This window comes from Acetitomaculum ruminis DSM 5522 (assembly GCF_900112085.1).
GTDB lineage: Bacteria > Bacillota > Clostridia > Lachnospirales > Lachnospiraceae > Acetitomaculum > Acetitomaculum ruminis.
This window is the reverse complement of record NZ_FOJY01000013.1, coordinates 74,715-94,984: the sequence shown is the minus strand read 5'-3', so window position 1 is coordinate 94,984 and position 20,270 is coordinate 74,715. Positions and strand designations below refer to the sequence as shown.

Below are 20,270 nucleotides of genomic sequence, written 5' to 3'. Positions count from 1 at the left end.
TAGGCGAAAAAGATGGATTTTTTAGTAATTTTTATGAATTTGTAGAGCAGGATAAGGTATTTGAAGCTATAAAAGATGATATGGCTGATTGTGGAATTATAATGTCAATGGGAGAGATTTTAGATTATTGGTCTTTTCCTTTGTTAAAAATACCTGCTCATGTATTTCTTAATAAAAATCATCCTCTGGCTAAAAATGAAAAGGTTACTATAAAAGAAATAACAGATTATCCTGTTATTTGCGATGGAAATATTAAAGATTTTTATCGGTCTGTTTATGAAGTAAAAAAGGCTGATAAAAAACAGTTTCAATATATCATTGAGCCTACCATGCTAAAGGCAAGTGTATATCTTTGCGGCCATAAAGACGCGATTCTTTTGGGAAATTTAATTGAAAACTGGTCAAATTATTATGACTCCATAATAGCTCTTCCTTTAGAAGATGTTTCATGGAAGCTTTCAATAATAGGAAAAAAAGACAACATACATAAAGAAGATTGTTTTGAGTTTGGAAAATGTATTAAAAATCATATAATACCAACGGTAGGATTAAAGTATGCTTTGATGGAAAATAGTAAGGAATTTATATAGATTCCTTACTAAAAAATTTGGACGAAAATTCGTGAGAGCTATCATTCTCTAGGAAGATGTTAATAAAATTATTATGTTCATCTCTTGGTTAATTTGGGATTATTTTTTGAATTTCATCAATAAATTCATCTCGATTTTTAGGTGAAATCCCAACTAGATTTGTCACACCGTGATTTTTATACTTAATGAATACCATTTTTTCGCTTAATGCTGGATATCTTCCTAATGATGTCTTTTTATATACTTCTATAATATTTCGGAACGCAATTTCATTCTTATATAGTCTACATTTAATTACTAATCTATCTGTTTCCAAAATATACTTTGTATTTATTGCAGGGTATATCAGTACAAAACAATATACTAATGTAGCAATTATAAACGTCACAAAAATCACAACCGTATTTTCATCTCCTCGTGCGTATAAAAATGAACTAATCAATATTCCTAAAATAACAACTGAAACAATAAAATACATTATGCCTATATTGCTTCTATAAACCTTTTTATCTTTCATTCATAGTCACCTCTTTTTTTTATCAGATTCTCTTTTTTAAACATTGCGTATCAAAATCCCTCAGTGATAGTAACTGACCATCGTTTGAATATTCCAATGAATATAATAACTAATTAGGCAGTATTGTTACAAATTAACTATACCAGGACATATTCTTGTTTTCTGAAAACAATGTTTTTGTAAATTTAGATTACCATTAGTTCTGAAATAAGCAAAGTAACTTTTTTTTTACACTGATGTCAAAAAAAACTATAAAACTTTTTGAACGCAGTGTAAGCAATCCCCCGCTTCAAAAGCGTAAGCTTTAAGCGGGGGTATAAGCTTACTAGTGTCAGAAGGGGTTAAAGCCCCTTCTGACAGGTGGCACAGAGTGCCACTGCGTTCATGAGGAAGTAGCGAAGCGGATTTAAGAATGTCCGCTTTACTAATAGGAATTTTAAATTTCCCTTATTATAAACAAAATATAAAAGTTGCTCCCGTATCAAAAATATATGATATGGGAGCAGGAAAAGTAATTATTTATAAACACGTAATTAAATAAAACGATATAATGGAAAAAAATAAAACTATCCCACTAGAAATAGCTTTTATTTTTTTGTCTTCGCTTCTTAGCAAAATATTTGCTTCAATAATACACGGTGTAATAACAGCATATAATTTTAAAGAATTAGCGATATTAGAAACCGGTAATATATTAGAAAAAACAAAATAGCAATCTAAAAGGCTAAAAATTATAAATAGTCCAATTATAATATTTGCAATACTTTTCTTTGTCATAAGACTCCTCCTTTTAAAAATTACAATGCATACATTGTAGTGTATTTATCATACTTTTCCTTGTCTTAATTTTTTGAAATCAAGATTTCTTTTGTATTTATAGATTAGCATTATTCTGAAAATGAGTAAAGTAAGTTTTTTTTTAACATTAATGTTAAAAAAAACTTACTTTACTTAACTTATATAAATATATGAACTTATATAGATTTATGAAAAAATATGATTCAATATTGATATTAATTTAGGAAATACAAAAAAATACAGAATTAACACCAGAGAGAAAAAGTTTTATTTGTATCAAGACAGACGATTTCTATTGCCATTAGAGAGTTAGAAGAGCAAACAGGTTTTTTCCTTTGTTAAAAATACCTGCTCATGTATTTCTTAATAAAAATCATCCCTTAGCTAAAAATGAAAAAGTTACTATTAAAGAAATAACAAATTACTTTATTATATGCGATAGAAATATTAAAGAAATTTTTCGGTCTGTTTATGAAGTTAAAAAGGCAGAGATAAAACATCTTAATTATAAAGGAATATCTCCCTGTAAAACCCGATAAAAAGATTTCACAAGGAGATAAGCAATGAATATATATTAAAAACTTTTAGATATTAACTGCGGCTTTAAAGGCAGATTTAACTGCAGGACCTACATTTCCTGTTTCGTAAGCATCCCCTACAACAAATACTTCTGTTTCAGGAGCACAATGTCTAAGTTCATCCACTATTTCTATGTTGGATTTAACTCCTAGGGCAAGTAAAACTGTATCAGCTTTAAATTCTATTTCTTTGCCGGAAATTGTATCTGTACATTTAACAAAATCATCAGCAATTTCTGTAAGTTTTGTATTGTATGATATTGCAATTTCATCTTTAGCTATAAGCTCCATAAACTCTTTAACAGCAGCACCTGATGCAGCCATAAATGCTGAAAGATCTGGAGCCATCTCTACAACCACAACATCTTTTCCAGCCTCTTTAAAGTCTATGGCAGCTTCTATACCTACAGCACCGGCTCCAACTATAACTATTTTTTCTCCTACAGGCACTTCACCGGCTTCTGCTAAAGGAGCCCAATGAACATGAGCCTTGTCAACACCTTTAATATTAGGAATAATAGGTTTTGCACCTACTGCAAGTATTATTGCATCATAGTTTTCAAGTTCTAAAAGCTCTTTTGTTGCCTTTGTATTTAATAATATTCTTGCAGGAGCTTTTGCAGCCTGACATTTAAGATATTTTAGATAGTCTCTGATATCCTGCTTAAAGTAAGGGATTCCGGCATAGTGTAAGCTTCCCCCTAAAAATCCTTTTTCTTCATAAAGGGTTACATCATGGCCTCTGTCACAAAGGGTAAGCATCGCCTGGATACCGGCAGGACCTCCACCTATTACAGCAACGCGTTTTTTAACTTTGGCAAGTGGAAGTTCTCCTTCAGGATAACGCATTTCATCTCCCAAATACGGGTTAACGGAACAGTTTATAACTCCTGGAATAAGAAGTCTTAAGCCACAATACTGACATCTGATACATGGTCTGTGATCATCTTCATGACCTGTGGCATATTTTCTAGGCATTTCAGGGTCTGCTAAAAGAGGACGGCACATTGCCACAAAATCAGCTTTTCCTGAAGCAATTATTTCTTCTGCCATTTCAATATTTAAGATTGAACCAACGGTACAGACTAAAAGATCCGGGAATTTTTTCTTAATATCTGCTGCAAAATGAACATTATACATGCGGTCCATCATGTAGTTTTGCCACCAGTTTCTCATATATTCAAATTCTCCGTGAAGTCCGGCAGAAACATGTAAAATATCTATTTTATCTTTGATAAGTTCTATAAATTGTAAAGTTTCTTCAAAATGCATACCGTCAGGGTGAATTTCATCAGCAGAGATTCTAAATTCTATAACGAAATTCTCACCGACTCTTTTTCTGACTTCATCTAAAACTTCTATACAAAAACGGGCTCTGTTTTCTAAAGAACCGCCATATTCATCAGTACGATGATTATAAAGTTTGCTGGCAAATTGTGAAATAAGATTTCCATGACCACCATGGATAAGGCAGATTTTAAATCCGGCTCTTTTACATCTTTCAGCGGCATCTCCGAATTTTTTGACAGTTTCTTTTATTTTTGGTATGTCCATAGCCACTGTTTTCATAGGTTCTCTTCCAGCAGCCATAGCCCTCATTTTTTCTCCGGAAGCAATGATTTCAGATGGTGCAAAAGCCGGTTTTCCGGTTTTTTCAAACTGGGAATCTTTACCATTATGGTTGATTTCCAAAGAAGCTAGTGCACCATATTCATTACACATTTCAACAAAACGCGTAAGTGGAAGTATACATGAGTCATTTCCAAGGTCTAGTTGTCTTTCTTCGTCGCTGGCTTCGCTTTTATCAATAACGCAGTTTCCAACATCAATAATAGCAGTACCTCCTTTAGCCATAGAACGGAAAAATTCAACAAATTCAGCTGTAACTTTTCCATCTTTATCAGCAAGGTTTGGAGAAGGCGGTGCCATTTCCAGACGATTTTTAAAATCTACTCCCCTGACTCTTATAGAGTCAAATACATGTGAATATTTGCTTCCCATTAAATAAATCCTCCTATAATAAAATATGCTTTGTAAATAAGATACAAAAATCAGTTTTTATAATTTTAGATAATTGTTGATAAATATTATAACTATGCAATGTATTTTGTGAACGCAGTGTAAGCAATCCCCCGCTTCAAAAGCATAAGCTTTAAGCGGGGGATTGCTTACACTGCGTTCAAATTCTTAAGTAATTTAAGATTTGTTTATTATGATATGTTTTTTTGCTTTTGTTAAGTAAATTCTTGTAAATAAAATTTTCATTAATATTAACTACACTCACAAGAATGATTATATTATTTATATTATAATTTAAATACGTGGAAAATACTAAAAAAATTATTACATTTTTAAGCATCATATGTGCAAAAAGAACATAGCAGACAAAAAAATTATTAAAAAAATTGTTTAAAAATTAGAAATAAACTCTTAAATATAATGTTAGTTTATATACAATAGGGCATTCCCCTTAAGGCAAAGACTTAGATTGCCAAGGGTTCATTATTAACAGTACTTGGCATTGCAAGTAGTAAACCGGCAAACATAATAATATTACCAATACTTAAAAAGGCAGAGGATAGTGCATTGGCAAACTCAGTATTTCCAAAAAGACTGAATAAGATCCCCATAAACATTCCTAAAGGCAGAGAAAAAATGCTGCACCATTTTGGATATGGAGTAAATTCATTAATAAAGGCAGATATCTGTGCAGCAGATAAAACTATTACAGACAGGAAAAAAATCAAAATAGAGGGCAAAAGGAAAAAGGTAATATAAATGACAGCAAAGGAGGTAGCAGTCTGAACTGCTATGCCATGTTCTTGCATATATTTATTTGAATAAGCCAAAGCTGTTAAAGAAACATGAACTCCGCATGCCCCAAAGCCTATGTAACCAAGGACACCGCTTTTAAATATTTTTGCATGTCCCTTTGATTTGTATTCTATGAGTCTGTAAATTCCGTCATAGGAAAGTCCTTGTATAAATATTCCCAAAAGTCCAAGCAAAGCCCCTGCAAATAGCCTGCTATTTGAAAGCCTTGAATAAAGGGATAATTCCCTTAAAATTCCCGTAAGTCTTTCATCTTTTAGTCCCCAGCCAAGAATCATATTTCCTGAAAAAGCCAGGAATGAAGCAAATAGCCCCAGTTTTAAAAGCTCTTTTATTTTGTTTATATCCATTTCCTTTTTAATATATTGATTGTTTAATTCAGCCATAATTATTTTCCATCTTTAAATTTAATTTGTATATTTTTAATGTCATAAAGTTAATGTCGGCATTTTTTGTTGTTAGTATATGAATTCTCTGACTTAATTCCAAAAAATACCTATATTACAAACTATAAGGATTTAATTTTATATCAGTAAACAAATTTATGACGGAGATTTTTTATTTGAAACTTTAGCTAATTTCGATTAAATATAGGATTATTGAAAAAGTTTTCTTATAAGTTACTTCATCTACAAAGTGTAGCATAGTAATATATATATTGATTTAAAACTTAAATTTATCTTAAGTTTTAAATATTTACTTGCAAATATTGTGAATTGATGGTAAACTGAAAAAGAACAAAATGTTCGAAAAACTTAATGAAACATTCTTACAATATATGTTATTTAATTATAATTTTTGCATTGCGATTAAAGAATACAGTTATTATCGTTGCTTTGATAAATATAATTTTAATAATGTATATGTAAAATGAACATATTAAAAAAGCATAAAATGGTTGTACTTTGCAACTTTTTTATATATAATAACCGTATACCCCTATGGGGTACATTGTTCTATTTCCTATTCTGGGAAAATTAATAGTTAATAAGTTAAAAGCATGAATAAACCTCCGGTTCTTTTGAACTGGAGGTTTATTCTTTCCATTATTTCTAATTTAATATTTCATTTAGCTTTTGTCTGTCCATTAAATTATTATCTATAATATCTTTTTTTATTGCCTTCATATCCCCATTGTATTTTAAAACCAGCTCATTTACCTTATCATAGCCTAAAAAAGGTGTAAGATAGGTGGCAGTGGCAGTGGATTCTTCCAGGATTTTTTTGCAATGTTCTTCATTAAAGCTAAGATTTACTATGCATTTTTCCCTGAAGATTTTTACTGTAGAATTAAGTATTTTAAGTGACTCTAACAGGCTGTCGGCTATAAGGGGCATAAAGGAATTTAGCTCAAAATTTCCGTTTGAAGCTGCCATGGTGATTGCATAATCATTGGCCATTACCTTCATGGCAACCTGCATGGTCATTTCAGGAATGACAGGATTTATTTTTCCAGGCATAATGGAGCTTCCCTTTTGGAGTATGGCCAGGGTGATTTCCCCAAAGCCTCCCGCAGGACCGGAAGATAAAAATCTTATATCATTGGCAATTTTAAAAAGATTTGTAGCAAGGGATTTAAGAAGTCCCGAAACCTCCACGAAAACATCATTATTCTGGGTTAAATCCATGGGATATTCTGCTGGGGCAAGGCCGATTCCGGTGCTGTCTCTTAATATGTCATTTACAAGGTAGATATATTTTTTCCCTGCATTACTGTAAGTGCCTACGGCAGTTCCTCCTAAATTAATATATCTAAGTCTTTCTTCGCCTTTATAAATTCTCCAGCGGTCTCTGCCGATTGCTTGGGCATAGGAACCAAATTCCTCACCTACTGTGACAGGCACAGCATCCATAAGCTCTGTACGGCCAAGTTTTTTAATATGATAAGATTCGTGTTCTCTTCTTTGAAGAGCAGATTGTAACTTGGCACATTCCTCACTAAGGCTTCTTATAAGGCGGATAGCCGCTATCCTTAGGGCAGTGGGATAGATGTCATTTGTGGATTGGGATTTATTTACATCATCTAAAGGATGAATAAAATCGTGGTCGTAAACAGGGTGTCCCAAATGGCTAAGGGCAATGGAAGTAATTACTTCATTGACATTCATGTTTGTAGAAGTTCCTGCTCCCCCCTGAAGGTGGTTGGTGACAAATTCCTTATCATGATGCCCGGCTATTATTTCATCGCAGGCAAATATTATGGCATCTGCTTTTTCTTCATCAATTTCTTTTAATTTTTTATGGGCTATACAAGCAGCCTTTTTTATTTCGGCTATGGCGTGAATAAGTTCTATATGAACCACAGTTTCATCAATTGGAAAATTTTCCATAGCTTTTTTTGTTTCATCCTGGTAAAGCATTTATTTATAAATGTTCTTAATATCTCTTTTGGGTAAGTTGATATTAAAAACAAACTCCTTTCATTTTTTTAATATTCATCAAGACACGCATAAATAAATGGAAAGGCTTCCACGCTTCTTTTTAAAATGTTTTGCATGTAGGCAATGGTTATTCCATAATTTGTAAATGGTATATTCTGATCTTTGGCACAGGCCATTCGATATTTCATCTCACGCTCTGTTATCATACATCCGCCACAGTGAATTATCATTTTATATTCACTTAAATCATCAGGCCAGCCGGTTCCCGAGGTGAAATCAAACTGGAGATTTTTTCCGGTATAGTTAAGAATCCAGCGGGGAATTTTTACTGTTCCAATGTCATCACATTGTCTGTGGTGGGTACAGCCTTCCCCCATGAGAATTTTATCCCCGTCTTTAAGGTTTTCTAAGGCGGTAACCCCCTTTACCACTGTTTCAAGATTTCCTTTGTATCTTGCAAAAAGAATGGAAAAGGAAGTAAGCAAAATGTCTTTTGGAGTATCGGCATTTACTTTTGAAAATACCTGAGAGTCGGTAATTACTATTTTTGGCTTTTTACCAAGGGATTCTAAGGTTTCTCTAAGTTCGTATTCCTTACAGACCACTGCTGTGGCATCGGCTTCAAGTATATCTCTAATGGTTTGCTGCTGTGGAAGGATAAGTCTTCCCTTTGGAGCTGCCTTGTCTATAGGAACCACTAAAACCACAAAATCCGATGGATTTATAAGGTCCGCAACTATTTTTAATTCGCTTTTTGTACTTGGAATTATCTTAGATAGCTTTTCTTTTAATTCGTAGATAAAGTCCTTTAAAAGTGCCTGAACATAAATGGTGTGAGGCTTTTTGTCAGCAGGCAGGTTTTCATTTAAGGCTGCTATTTTTTCATGTAAGGACTTTGATATGTCAAGAAGTCGTCCATCTATTGAATGAACTATGGGAGTTTCCTCTTTTTCATATTCAAAGCAATTATATACTAAAAGATATGGAATTTCTTTATCTAGAAATTTTTTGATAAGTTTGTTTTCTGGCTCTTCAAGGCCGGTTTTATTGTTTACCACAAGAATAGCAATATCACATTTGTTAAGCACCTGATAGCTTTTTTTGACTCTTAGGGCTCCTAATTCTCCTTCATCATCTATACCCGGAGTATCGATGATGACAACAGGACCTAAGGGTAAAAGCTCCATTGATTTAATAACAGGGTCAGTGGTAGTTCCCTTTACATCTGATACAATGGCAAGATCCTGGTCTGTCATTGCATTTATAAGTGTTGATTTTCCGGCATTTCTTTTTCCGAAAATGCCAATATGCAGTCTTTCTGCTGCCGGTGTAGTATTCATTTTTTAAATGGCTGTTTCCCCTTAAAAACAGCCCCCCTCCTTCCAATATAGTTTATAAAAAATTCCCCCCAATGGGATTTTTTATAATGCAAAAAGTCTGTTATTAACTCTTTTATATACAGTTTATTCATAAAAAATTTATAACATCATTACGTCTAAATTTTATCATAATGGCAGTGATAATAAAATGGTCAAAAGGCTAAAAAAAGATATTAAAGTGAAGAAAAAAAAGAATAGTCCCTATGATATTAATATATAAAAAATTAAAATTTCCTATTGACAAACTGTATCTACTGTATATAATAATACATATACAGTAGATACAGTAAATACAGTATAGACATTAAGTGCACTTTTATACGGGAGGTAATATATTTGAAAATATTAATTTCAAATCAGTCAGAACTTCCTATTTATTCACAAATCAAGGAGCAGATTAAAGAGCAGATTTTAAACGGAAATATTGAAGAAGGTACTATACTTCCTTCTATTAGAAAACTTGCAAAGGAAATTGGTGTTAGCGTTATAACTACAACCAGAGCCTATAATGAACTGGAAAAAGAGGGATTTATTGCATCAATGCAAGGAAAGGGCAGTGTTGTTTTATCAAAAGATAATAAGATTTTAAAAGAACAATACCTTATCAGGATAGAAGAAGGGCTTGAAAATGCAATTCAAACTGCTAAAAAAATTGGTATGGATTATGTGGAATTAGAGGAATTGGCTAATAAGATATGGAAAGGAATGGAGTAATATGGAAGATATGTTAGTTGTAAAAAATGTTTCAAAAAAATTAGGAGATTTTTATCTTAATGATGTTTCTTTATCTCTTCCTAAGGGATATATAATGGGATATATAGGAAAAAACGGAGCCGGAAAAACTACAACCATAAATATTATTAATCATCTGATAAATCCTGATTGTGGAAGCGTCACCATTAATGGCATCAGCTATAAGGATAACCCGGTTTTATATAAGGAGCAAATAGGATATGTGGGAGATGAATCTTATTTTCCTCCGGAATTTAAAATAAAGGATGTAAAAAAGGTTTTAAAGATGTTTTACAAGTCTTTTGACGAGAAAAAATTTGATGAGATAGTTGAAAGGGAAGGCCTTAGTAAAGATAAGAAAATCAAGGATTTTTCCAGAGGAATGAATGTTAAGCTTATGTTTGCAACGGTTTTATCAAGAGAAACTAAAATTCTTATTTTAGATGAAGCTACAAACGGACTAGATCCTATAGCAAAGGACAGTTTAATGACAACTCTTCAAGAATATATTGAAGATGGCGAAAAAAGTATTTTTTTCTCAACCCATGTTGTAAGTGACCTTGAACAGATTGCTGATTTTGTTGTAATGATAGAAAATGGAAAACTTGTGATAAATGAACAAAAGGAAGAACTTTTGGAAAATTATCTTATTGTTAAAGGAAATGAATCAGAATTAAAGGGGCTTGAAGGCAATTTATTAGGTAAAAAAAGTAATGATTATGGTTTTGAAGCTATGATTAAAGCTGATTGTGCAGATGAATTTGGTAATAAATTTATTTTTGAAAAACCAAATATCGAACAAATCGCTATACATTTATTAAGGGCCTAAAAAGAGGAGGATGAATTTATGAATACTTTAAATTATATTAAAATTGATTTTCTTAAAAATAAAAGACAAATTATTTTAATTCCTATGTTTGCAATATTTGCAGTTTTATTGTCTAAAAATTCCAATATAAGTGGTGCGTCATATGCCATGTTTGCAGGAACGATAGTGGGAATCAATGCATTTACTTCAGAAAAAATAAAAGAAATCGGATTTATTTCTATGCTTCCAGGAAAGAATATTAATAAAGTTGCAGGAAGATTTTTATATGGAATGATTAATATGGTAATTTTAGAAGTATTATTTTTGGCATTATACTGTATTATTTCCGATTTTTCAAATACGGTTTTAGATAAAGAAAAGATATTTTTAATAGTTCTTTCCACCATGGCAGGAATTGTGCTTATTTCAATAGAATATACAATATTTTATATATTGGGTAAATTTAAAAGTCAATCATTGTTTACTTTTATTATGATGCTTCCGGGAATGTTACTTTTCTTTTTAAGCGTATTCTTTTTGGAAGATGAGAAGTTTTTAAATTTCTTATTTACCAGAAGCATTGAAGAAATTTATCTTTTAGTAACTGTGGCATTTATTATAATTGTATCTTTGTGCTTTACAATTTCAGTTATTGTAGTAAATAAAAAAGATGAAAGAAATGACTAATGACTTTGGAAAAATTATTTGCAAAAAATAAAGTGCTATGATAAAATTTTTTGATGTGAAAGCTTAAATAAAGTAAGTTTTTAATGAAAAAGAATTTGTGGATGTTAAAATATCCGCATTGCATATTTAATATGACTATGAGGGGAAAGAGTAATATGATTTATTTCTTTCAGAGAGTAGCCGGTTGCTGTGAGGCTATAGAAAGATTATATGAATACATCCCTGAGTTTCATCCTGAAAAGTATTCTTAGTAGGGGTTGACGGGTGTGCCCGTTACAGCGCTAAGGTGTGAAAGCACCTAATAAGGAAAAGCTTGTGAGAGCTTTTTAAACCAGAGGTGGTACCACGATGATTCGTCCTCTGCAGATTGTTCTGCAGGGGATTTTTTTATGGCTAAAAAAGATAATAATAAGTGGAATTTGCATTATTGAGAGGAGATTAAAATGGAAATTTATGAAGAATTACAGGCCAGAGGCCTTATTGCACAGGTTACAGATGAACCTGAAATCAAAGAATTGGTAAACAGTGGAAAGGCTAAATTTTATATTGGTTTTGACCCTACTGCAGATTCATTACATGTAGGACATTTCATGGCACTTTGCCTTATGAAAAGACTTCAAATGGCTGGAAATACACCGGTTGTTCTCTTAGGTGGAGGAACAGGTTATATAGGAGACCCTTCAGGAAGAACTGATATGAGACAGATGCTTACTCCTGAGACTATTGAGCATAACTGTAACTGCTTTAAAAAACAAATGGAGCGTTTTATTGATTTCTCAGAAGGTGGAGCTATAGTTGTTAATAATGCTGACTGGCTTTTAAAACTTAATTATGTGGATGTTTTAAGAGAAGTAGGCCCTCATTTTTCCGTTAATAACATGTTAAGAGCAGAATGTTACAAGCAAAGAATGGAAAAAGGTCTTTCATTTCTTGAATTTAACTACATGATTATGCAGTCCTATGATTTTTATCATTTATTTAAGGAATATGGCTGTAATATGCAGTTTGGCGGTGACGATCAGTGGTCAAATATGTTAGGTGGAACTGAGCTTATCCGTAAAAAGCTTGGAAAAGATGCCTTTGCCATGACTATTACTTTACTTTTAAATTCTGAAGGAAAGAAAATGGGTAAAACCGCTAATGGAGCTGTATGGCTTGATCCAAATAAAACTTCTCCTTTTGATTTTTATCAATATTGGAGAAATGTGGGAGATGCTGATGTTTTAAAATGTATCAGAATGCTTACATTTTTACCATTAGAACAAGTTGAAGAGATGGAAAAATGGGAAGGAAGCCAGTTAAACAAGGCAAAGGAAATTTTAGCTTATGAATTAACTTCATTGGTTCATGGTAAAGAAGAGGCCCAAAAAGCTGAAACTGCTGCAAAGGCTTTATTTGCAGGAGGAAGCGATGATTCCAATATGCCTACCACAAAATTAGAAGAATCCCAGTTAACAGATGGAGAAATCAATGTAATGGATCTTTTAGTTGCCTGCAAACTGGCAGCTTCAAAAAGTGAGGCAAGAAGGGTAATAACCCAGGGAGGTCTTACAATAGACGAAGTTAAGGTTACTGATATTTCTGAAAATGTTACCAAAGAAGCTCTAGAAAAGGGAGTTAAGATTAAGAAGGGGAAAAAGACCTTCCACAAGGCAATTATCTAGTAAAAAGTTTTTAAAAATGATAAGGAAAAGAAAGGACTGCCGCATTTTCATGGGGCAGTCCTTTTATGATAACATACAAAATATTTATTTTTTTTCTAAATTATTTCTTCTTTTCTACTTTTATCTTATAGTTAAATGCTTTTTGGTTTCCATAGTTATATATTTGAATATAATAGTAACCGCTTCTTTTAGCTGTTAGTGTAACGCTTCCATTTTTCCTTAATTTTGATCCATAGTCAAAATCGTAAATCTGGTTTGAAGCTAACACATTGATAAGAGTAGTTGATTTAAGGGAGTTTCTAGGTCTGCTGTAAGTAATTTTGTACTTTTTGCCCTTTTGAAGTTTAATTTTGTACCAGTCAGCGTACTGATTCTTTGCGAAATATGCTTCATCACCGTAGGTTCCTGAAGTTGCTTTACCCATGGTAAGTATATTTGCTTTTTGTCTGGTGCCATTACTTTCTCTTTCGTAATTGCTGCAAGACTTTGTTGTAATTGTTATTTTTGATTTGAGATTTTCGTCAGTTCCTGTAATCCAGGTGTTTGGAACAATCTCTAAAACATAGACACCTTTTCTTAATCCAACTCTTTTAGTCTGGCGTTTTAAACTTGTAAGATATAACTCGTTTACATTGTGTCCCCAGACTTCGTTGCTTTTTTTCTCTTTGTAAATGTACATATCAAAGAATTTGCTGGTTCCGTCACTTGCTACAGGATTAGTAACAGAAATATCTACATAACCGTTTTTCTTCATTGTAAATTTTACAAAACAATGATTATCAAAGCTGTTTTTATCCCAGGTTTTAGTGTAAGTACCTTTGGTATGTAGATTTACAACATGGTTGAAAGGTGTATCTGATACTGCATTAACAGTGTTTGTGGCAATGGGACTTAGAAAAAGTACCGTTACCAATAGCAAGATGGTTAATAATTGTTTGATGTTTTTCATTTAATCATATCCTCCTCATAAATATTTTTCTGTTATCTTAGGACATTATAACAGAAAAACAGATTTTACCAATGAAAAATTTATTTTTTTAATAAAAAAGCACTCATTACTGAATTTTTATCAATAATGAGCACTTAATGTAATTATTTTTTATATTTATTAAAGTACTATTTTACTTATTCCTGAGGAATATTTACATTAGGTACTTCAATGTTCTTTCTTGCAATAAGATATATCGCAAGGCATATTATTGCAAAAATAATTCCTGCGGCAATGGCTATCGGATAATAAATATCAGAATTAATATTTAATGCTCTCCACAAATATCCCATACATTCATCTGATGCAAAGAAATAGGTTGTGGTGACAGCTGACATGAATACGGCAGGTACAACTGAGATAATCCATTTTTTATCACTTTTGTAAAGATAAACGGATATAGCCCAAAGAGCAATCATGGCAAGAGTCTGATTTGACCAGGAGAAATATCTCCATACAGCTGAATAATCAAGCTGGCAAATTAATGCACCTGCTCCCAGTAAAGGAAGGGTTACAAAAAGTCGTTTCTTCCAGTCTGCCTGATCTAGTTTAAACCAGTCTGCCAGGGTAAGTCTTGCAGAACGATATGCAGTATCTCCTGAGGAAATAGGACAAATGATAACACCTACCATTGCTAAAATACTTCCGATTTTTCCCATTGTGGACTGACAAATGTTATAAACTACAGCAGAACATCCGCCGCCTGCTTCTAAAAGTGCCTGACTTGAATCATAAACTGAAACTCCGGCAGCAGCCCATACCAAAGCAATAACTCCTTCTGCTATCATTGCTCCGTAGAAAATATTTCGTCCTTGTTTTTCTGATTTACAACATCTTGCCATCATAGGTGACTGGGTGGCATGAAAACCTGAAATAGCTCCACAGGCAACAGTTATAAACATAAAAGGCCATATTGAAATATTGGAAGCGTGAAGGTTTTTGAAATTAACCCAAAGTTCCGGCATTGTAAAATTCCCAGAAAATAACAGTGATGATGCCACACCGATAGCCATTACAATAAGGCAAATACCAAAAAGCGGGTAAATTTTACCGATTACTTTATCGATTGGTACAAAAGTTGCAATAAGATAATAAGCTAAAATAACCCAAAGCCAGAAAGTTCCGGTAAGGTTTTGTGGCGTGATTAATGCAAGAAGGTCTGCCGGACCTGTTGTAAATACTACTCCACACATTACAAGAAGTATAACTGAAAATACCCTCATCACCTGTCTCATCTTATCCCCAAGATATATTCCTGTAAGTTCTGAAATACTTGCACCATTGTGCCTCATAGAGAGCATTCCGCACATATAATCGTGTACTGCTCCTGCAAATACACATCCGAAGATTATCCAAAGATAAACTACCGGACCAAATAATGCACCACTTAATGCTCCAAAGATAGGACCTGTGCCTGCGATATTTAAAAGCTGGATGAGGAATACCTTCCAGGCAGGCATAGGTATATAGTCGACACCGTCATTTATCTTATAGGCCGGTGTCTGTCTGTCGTCGGGACCGAAAACTTTTTCGACGAATTTTCCATAGGTAAGAAAACCGACTACTAAAAATACAACACATACTAAAAAACTAACCATGTTGTGTCTCCTTTCGTTTTCAAAAGATTTTTATATTATCACTTATGTCCCCCCAAAAACAAGACAGCAAATACGATAATAGCAGTTATTGCTTGTTTTGACAATAGTCAATAATCTTTTAAATAATAAGTCGGATTTTTATTATCATTTGTACAATGAAGTTAACTGCATAACTTCTCATAATTTGGAATATATGTTATACTTTTAATTTGTAGAAGAATAAGATTTAGTCATATTCTTTTTTAGTATTCAAAAAAAGAGGAGAAAAAGGTTGAAAGCAGAAGCAGATATTAAATTAAGTGCAGATGATGTGTATGATTTTACTATGTATCATGTCTATTCAAAATTCAGTGGAATCTTTAGTATTATTTTAGGAATATTGATTATAGGACTGGCAGTATATACCTATGATACTGTAAGTCTGGGCTATACCATTATTTATTTACTGGTGGGAGTTATATTTATAGCTTATAACCCCGTAGCCTTAAAGCTTAAAGCTAAAAAACAGTTTACAAACAATCAGGCTTTAGCATCAAATATTCATTATATTTTTGATGAAAAGGGAGTTCATTCCACCCTGGCAAATGAAAGGGCTGATGTGGAATGGGTCAGCATTTTTAAGGTGGTTGAGACAAGAAGGAATTTTCTTATTTACACAACAACCATAAATGCTTCCATTATTCCTAAATCACAGCTTGGGGAAACTGAAAGTCAAATCAGACAGATACTTTCTAAGCATCTTGACACTTATCAAAACAGACTTAAGAAAAGATAAGGAAAGATTAAATGTCAAAGATAAATATAATTGAAACAAATTCTTACGAAGAAACCTTTGAACTTGGAAGAAAAATGGGTCAGGAGGCAAAGCCTGGATGCGTTATTTGTTTAAACGGTGACTTAGGATGCGGAAAGACGGTTTTTACCCAGGGTTTTGCAAAGGGTTTGGGTATTGAAGGCGGTGTATTAAGCCCGACTTTTAATATTGTTTTATGCCATGATGAAGGAAGGCTTCCTCTTTATCATTTTGATGTCTACAGAATAGGTGACATTGAGGAAATGTATGATTTAGGCTATGAGGAATATATTTATTCAGACGGTGTCTGCCTTATAGAATGGGCTGATATGATAAAGGAGATACTTCCTGAAGAAAGAATTGATATACATATGGAAAGAGACCTTGAAAAAGGCCTTGATTACAGAAAGATAGTTATTGAAAAACCGGATAAGGATTTATTATAAACACTTTTACCAGAAGCTTTAGAAAGGCAGTTGTAATATGAAAATTTTAGCAATTGACAGTTCCGGGTTGGTGGCAGGGGCTGCTATTTATGAAGATGGTATTATCAAGGCAGAATACCAGGTTAATTATAAAAAAACCCATTCACAGACACTGCTTCCAATGATAGATGAAATTTTTAAGATGACAGAATCAGATGTGAAGGATATGGATATTGTTGCAGTGGCGGCAGGGCCGGGCTCTTTTACCGGATTACGAATCGGTTTTGCTACGGCAAAGGGGCTTGCCATGGTAATTAATTCACCTATGGTTCTAGTACCTACAGTGGATGCTTTAGCTTATAATCTTTATGGAAATGAGCAGATAATCTGTCCTATAATGGATGCCAGAAGAAATCAGGTTTATACGGGACTTTATACCTTTGAAAATTTTGAATTTAAGGTTATAAAGGAACAAATGGCAGTCGATATAAAAGAAATTATCAAAAAAATAAATGAAATCGGAAAGCCGGTAATATTTACCGGAGATGGTATGCCGGTTTTTAAAGAAAAAATAAAGGAATTAATTACAGTGGATTATTCCTTTGCACCGGCACATCTTTCAAGGCAAAGAGCGGCAGCCCTTGCAAGCCTTGCCCTTGAATATTATGAGAAGGGACTTACCATAGAGGCTGACAAGGCTACCCCTGTTTATTTAAGGCTTTCCCAGGCTGAAAGAGAAAGACTTGAAAGAAACAGAAGATTATTGACAAAACAAAATTAATTTATAAAGTCTTTAGTGGATTTAAAGGATATATGAATGGAATTTTATGTTGATAGGATGACAAAAGAGGATATCGTTTATGTAGCACAGATTGAAAAAGAATGTTTTTCAACGCCCTGGAGTATGGATGCTTTAAATGATTCCTTAAAAAGAAATGACACTGTTTTTTTCGCTGCAAGATGTGACGGAAAAGTGGTAGGATATTGTGGCGCTTATATTTCATTTGAAGAGGCTGACATTACCAATGTGGCTGTTTTAAAGGATTACAGAAGAAAAAATATAGCCATGAGCATTTTACAGGTGCTTTTTGAGTATTGCAGGGAGCTTGGTGTCACAGGCATCTATCTTGAAGTCAGGATTTCCAATGAGGGGGCTGTAGCCCTTTATGAAAAAGCAGGTTTTAAAAATTGTGGAATTCGAAAGAATTTTTATGACAAACCAAGAGAAGATGCAATAATTATGCGCAAAGAAATAGATTAAAGAAAGAAAAATATAAATTTTTTTTATTAGAGAGGAAATAAATGTTAGAAGTATGTTTACTTGGAACCGGTGGCATGATGCCTTTGCCGGATCGTTATTTAACGGCTTTGATGACTAGATATAATGGCAGTAGCCTTGTTATAGACTGTGGAGAGGGAACTCAGATGGCTATAAAGTCTTGCTGCTGGAATTTTAAACCTATAGATGTGATTTGCTTTACCCATTTTCATGCAGATCATATCAGCGGACTTCCGGGTCTTTTATTAACCATAGGAAATGCCGAAAGGACAGAACCTATTACCTTTATAGGACCTAAGGGACTTGAAAATGTGGTTAATTCCTTAAGAGTTATTGCACCGGATCTGCCTTTTCCTATAAAGTTTATAGAGCTTACAAAAAATGAAGAAGAGATAAAAATTCACGGATATAGAATAAAGGCCTTTAAGGTAAATCATAAAATTACCTGTTATGGCTACACCATAAATATTGACAGAGCTGGTAAGTTTGACCCGGAAAAAGCTGCTAAAAATCAGGTTCCTAAAATGTATTGGAGCAAACTCCAAAAAGGGGAAGTAATCGTTGATGGCGATATTACCTATAGGCAGGATATGATTTTAGGAAAGCCAAGAAAGGGCCTTAAGATTACTTATTGCACAGATACCAGACCTACTCAAGAAATCATTGATAATGCAAAAGAAGCAGATTTGTTTATATGTGAGGGAATGTATGGGGAATATGAAAAACTTGGAAATGCTAAGAAGTACAAGCATATGACAATGTATGAAGCGGCTGAAATAGCCCAAAAAGCAAATGTCAGACAACTTTGGCTTACTCATTATTCACCATCAACGGTTTATCCGGAAAATTATTTAAAAGCTGTTAAAAAAATATTTGAAAATACCCATGCTTCAAGGGATGGATATTATGTAGAAATGTTCTTTGAAAATTAACACTGTTTTTTTATATAGTTTTAGAAAGAGGAAAATTTCATGAGTGAAAAGGATATTTACATTCTTGCCATTGAAAGCTCCTGTGATGAAACAGCAGCAGCAGTTGTAAAGAATGGAAGGGATGTTATTTCAAGCATTATTTCGTCCCAGATAGACATACATAAGCTTTATGGTGGCGTTGTACCTGAAATAGCTTCCAGAAAACATATTGAAAGAGTAAACCAGGTTATTAAAGAGGCCATGAAAGAAGCAAATATGGAGTTTGAAGACCTGGATGCCATTGGGGTTACCTATGGACCGGGGCTTGTGGGAGCCTTGTTAGTAGGGGTTTCAGTTGCAAAAGCTATTGCCTTTGCTGCTAAAAAACCTTTGGTGGGAGTTCACCATATTGAGGGTCATATCAGTGCCGCATATATTGAAAATAAGGAATTGGAGCCTCCTTTTATTTCCCTTGTGGTATCTGGAGGACATACTAATATTGTTAAAGTATTAGATTACGGAAAATATGAAATACTGGCTTCCACCAGGGATGATGCCTGTGGAGAGGCCTTTGACAAGGTGGCCAGAGTTATAGATTTAGGTTATCCGGGAGGTCCTAAGATAGATGCTTTGGCAAAGGTTGGAAATCCTTATGCTATAGATTTTCCAAAGGCCAGCGTAAAGGATTCTCCAATGGACTTTAGTTTTAGCGGTTTAAAAACGGCAGTTATTAATTATGTCAATACCTGCAAAATGAAACATAAAACCTTTGTAGATGCTGACCTTGCCGCATCTTTTCAAAAGTCTGTTGTGGATGTTCTTACGGAAAAAACCCTTAAGGCCTTAAAAGACCATGATATGAAGGTTTTATCAATGGCTGGTGGTGTAGCTTCAAATATGGGGCTTAGACAAAGTATTACAAATATGTGCGAAGAAAACGATATTAAACTTTATATACCATCACCTATTCTTTGTACTGACAATGCAGCCATGATAGGTGCTGCTGCCTATTATGATTTTATAAATGGAAAAAGAGACGGCTGGGACTTAAATGCCGTTCCAAATCTTAGTTTCTAAATTTTTATTTTAAATAATAATGCTTGAATGTTTTTTATTCAGGCATTTTTTGTCTTATTAAAAAAAGAAGAACTTGCCTTTTTACTTAAGCTTTTATAAATTATTTTATAAGGAAATTATGTATTTTTGAACGTAGTGTAAGCAATCCCCCGCTTCAAAAGCGTAAGCTTTAAGCGGGGGTATAAGCTTACTAGTGTCAGAAGGGGTTAAAGCCCCTTCTGACAGGTGGCACA

Annotated in this window: 18 protein-coding genes, 1 pseudogene and 1 other annotated feature; of the genes and pseudogenes, 11 read left to right on the top strand and 8 right to left on the bottom strand. The window is 33.4% G+C overall.

Features of this window, described 5'->3' with window-relative positions:
* Nucleotides 1–590, top strand: a pseudogene (locus BM153_RS09470) (hypothetical protein); the annotation flags it as partial.
* Nucleotides 591–678: 88 nt separating this feature from the next.
* Here the strand turns inward: BM153_RS09470 and BM153_RS09465 are convergent.
* From BM153_RS09465 to hydF, 6 genes are all read right to left on the bottom strand, one after another.
* Nucleotides 679–1,107, bottom strand: coding sequence for a PH domain-containing protein (locus tag BM153_RS09465; RefSeq protein WP_092873098.1), 429 nt, complete (start codon nt 1,105–1,107; stop codon nt 679–681).
* Between the two features lie 519 nt (nt 1,108–1,626).
* On the bottom strand, nt 1,627–1,884 hold the full coding sequence (locus BM153_RS09460) for a hypothetical protein (RefSeq protein WP_092873096.1): 258 nt from the start codon (nt 1,882–1,884) through the stop codon (nt 1,627–1,629).
* Between the two features lie 605 nt (nt 1,885–2,489).
* Nucleotides 2,490–4,484 carry an NAD(P)/FAD-dependent oxidoreductase gene (locus tag BM153_RS09450; protein WP_092873092.1) on the bottom strand — a complete coding sequence of 665 codons (1,995 nt, stop codon included), beginning with the start codon at nt 4,482–4,484 and terminating at the stop codon, nt 2,490–2,492.
* 482 nt (nt 4,485–4,966) lie between these two features.
* Nucleotides 4,967–5,701 (bottom strand): DUF6796 family protein, encoded by a 735-nt coding sequence (locus tag BM153_RS09445; RefSeq protein WP_092873090.1) that lies wholly within the window; start codon nt 5,699–5,701, stop codon nt 4,967–4,969.
* 666 nt (nt 5,702–6,367) lie between these two features.
* Nucleotides 6,368–7,675, bottom strand: coding sequence for an aspartate ammonia-lyase (locus BM153_RS09440; protein ID WP_092873088.1), 1,308 nt, complete (start codon nt 7,673–7,675; stop codon nt 6,368–6,370).
* Between the two features lie 68 nt (nt 7,676–7,743).
* The gene (hydF, locus tag BM153_RS09435; RefSeq protein WP_092873086.1) at nt 7,744–9,036 is read right to left on the bottom strand and encodes a [FeFe] hydrogenase H-cluster maturation GTPase HydF; all 1,293 of its coding nucleotides are present in this window, start codon (nt 9,034–9,036) and stop codon (nt 7,744–7,746) included.
* Between the two features lie 375 nt (nt 9,037–9,411).
* On the opposite strand from hydF, the gene BM153_RS09430 reads away from it, so the two are divergent.
* From BM153_RS09430 to tyrS, 4 genes are all read left to right on the top strand, one after another.
* Nucleotides 9,412–9,789, top strand: a complete 378-nt coding sequence (locus BM153_RS09430; RefSeq protein WP_092873084.1) for a GntR family transcriptional regulator — start codon at nt 9,412–9,414, stop codon at nt 9,787–9,789.
* 1 nt (nt 9,790) lies between these two features.
* On the top strand, nt 9,791–10,636 hold the full coding sequence (locus BM153_RS09425) for an ABC transporter ATP-binding protein (protein ID WP_092873082.1): 846 nt from the start codon (nt 9,791–9,793) through the stop codon (nt 10,634–10,636).
* An 18-nt stretch (nt 10,637–10,654) separates the two neighbouring features.
* Nucleotides 10,655–11,302 carry an ABC-2 transporter permease gene (locus tag BM153_RS09420; protein WP_092873080.1) on the top strand — a complete coding sequence of 216 codons (648 nt, stop codon included), beginning with the start codon at nt 10,655–10,657 and terminating at the stop codon, nt 11,300–11,302.
* Between the two features lie 128 nt (nt 11,303–11,430).
* Nucleotides 11,431–11,666 (top strand) — a binding site (T-box leader).
* Between the two features lie 79 nt (nt 11,667–11,745).
* Nucleotides 11,746–12,966: a tyrosine--tRNA ligase gene (gene tyrS / locus BM153_RS09415; RefSeq protein WP_092873078.1), complete on the top strand. Its 1,221-nt coding sequence runs from the start codon at nt 11,746–11,748 to the stop codon at nt 12,964–12,966.
* A gap of 100 nt (nt 12,967–13,066) precedes the next feature.
* Here tyrS and BM153_RS09410 read toward each other — a convergent pair whose 3' ends face one another.
* Nucleotides 13,067–13,915, bottom strand: coding sequence for a hypothetical protein (locus tag BM153_RS09410; RefSeq protein ID WP_092873076.1), 849 nt, complete (start codon nt 13,913–13,915; stop codon nt 13,067–13,069).
* Nucleotides 13,916–14,091: 176 nt separating this feature from the next.
* On the bottom strand, nt 14,092–15,552 hold the full coding sequence (locus tag BM153_RS09405) for a carbon starvation CstA family protein (RefSeq protein WP_092873074.1): 1,461 nt from the start codon (nt 15,550–15,552) through the stop codon (nt 14,092–14,094).
* Between the two features lie 271 nt (nt 15,553–15,823).
* Here BM153_RS09405 and BM153_RS09400 point away from each other — a divergent pair, with 271 nt between their 5' ends.
* From BM153_RS09400 to tsaD, 6 genes are read left to right on the top strand one after another with little or no spacing between them, the layout of a single operon-like run.
* Nucleotides 15,824–16,327 carry a YcxB family protein gene (locus BM153_RS09400; RefSeq protein ID WP_092873072.1) on the top strand — a complete coding sequence of 168 codons (504 nt, stop codon included), beginning with the start codon at nt 15,824–15,826 and terminating at the stop codon, nt 16,325–16,327.
* 11 nt (nt 16,328–16,338) lie between these two features.
* Nucleotides 16,339–16,791, top strand: coding sequence for a tRNA (adenosine(37)-N6)-threonylcarbamoyltransferase complex ATPase subunit type 1 TsaE (gene tsaE / locus BM153_RS09395; protein ID WP_092873070.1), 453 nt, complete (start codon nt 16,339–16,341; stop codon nt 16,789–16,791).
* A gap of 37 nt (nt 16,792–16,828) precedes the next feature.
* A complete protein-coding gene (gene tsaB / locus BM153_RS09390) occupies nt 16,829–17,551 on the top strand; it encodes a tRNA (adenosine(37)-N6)-threonylcarbamoyltransferase complex dimerization subunit type 1 TsaB (RefSeq protein WP_092873068.1) in 723 nt (240 codons plus the stop codon).
* A 36-nt stretch (nt 17,552–17,587) separates the two neighbouring features.
* The gene (gene rimI, locus BM153_RS09385; protein ID WP_092873066.1) at nt 17,588–18,031 is read left to right on the top strand and encodes a ribosomal protein S18-alanine N-acetyltransferase; all 444 of its coding nucleotides are present in this window, start codon (nt 17,588–17,590) and stop codon (nt 18,029–18,031) included.
* 41 nt (nt 18,032–18,072) lie between these two features.
* Nucleotides 18,073–18,981, top strand: coding sequence for a ribonuclease Z (locus BM153_RS09380; protein WP_092873064.1), 909 nt, complete (start codon nt 18,073–18,075; stop codon nt 18,979–18,981).
* A 39-nt stretch (nt 18,982–19,020) separates the two neighbouring features.
* The gene (tsaD, locus tag BM153_RS09375; protein ID WP_092873062.1) at nt 19,021–20,037 is read left to right on the top strand and encodes a tRNA (adenosine(37)-N6)-threonylcarbamoyltransferase complex transferase subunit TsaD; all 1,017 of its coding nucleotides are present in this window, start codon (nt 19,021–19,023) and stop codon (nt 20,035–20,037) included.
* The last annotated feature ends 233 nt before the right edge of the window (nt 20,038–20,270 follow it).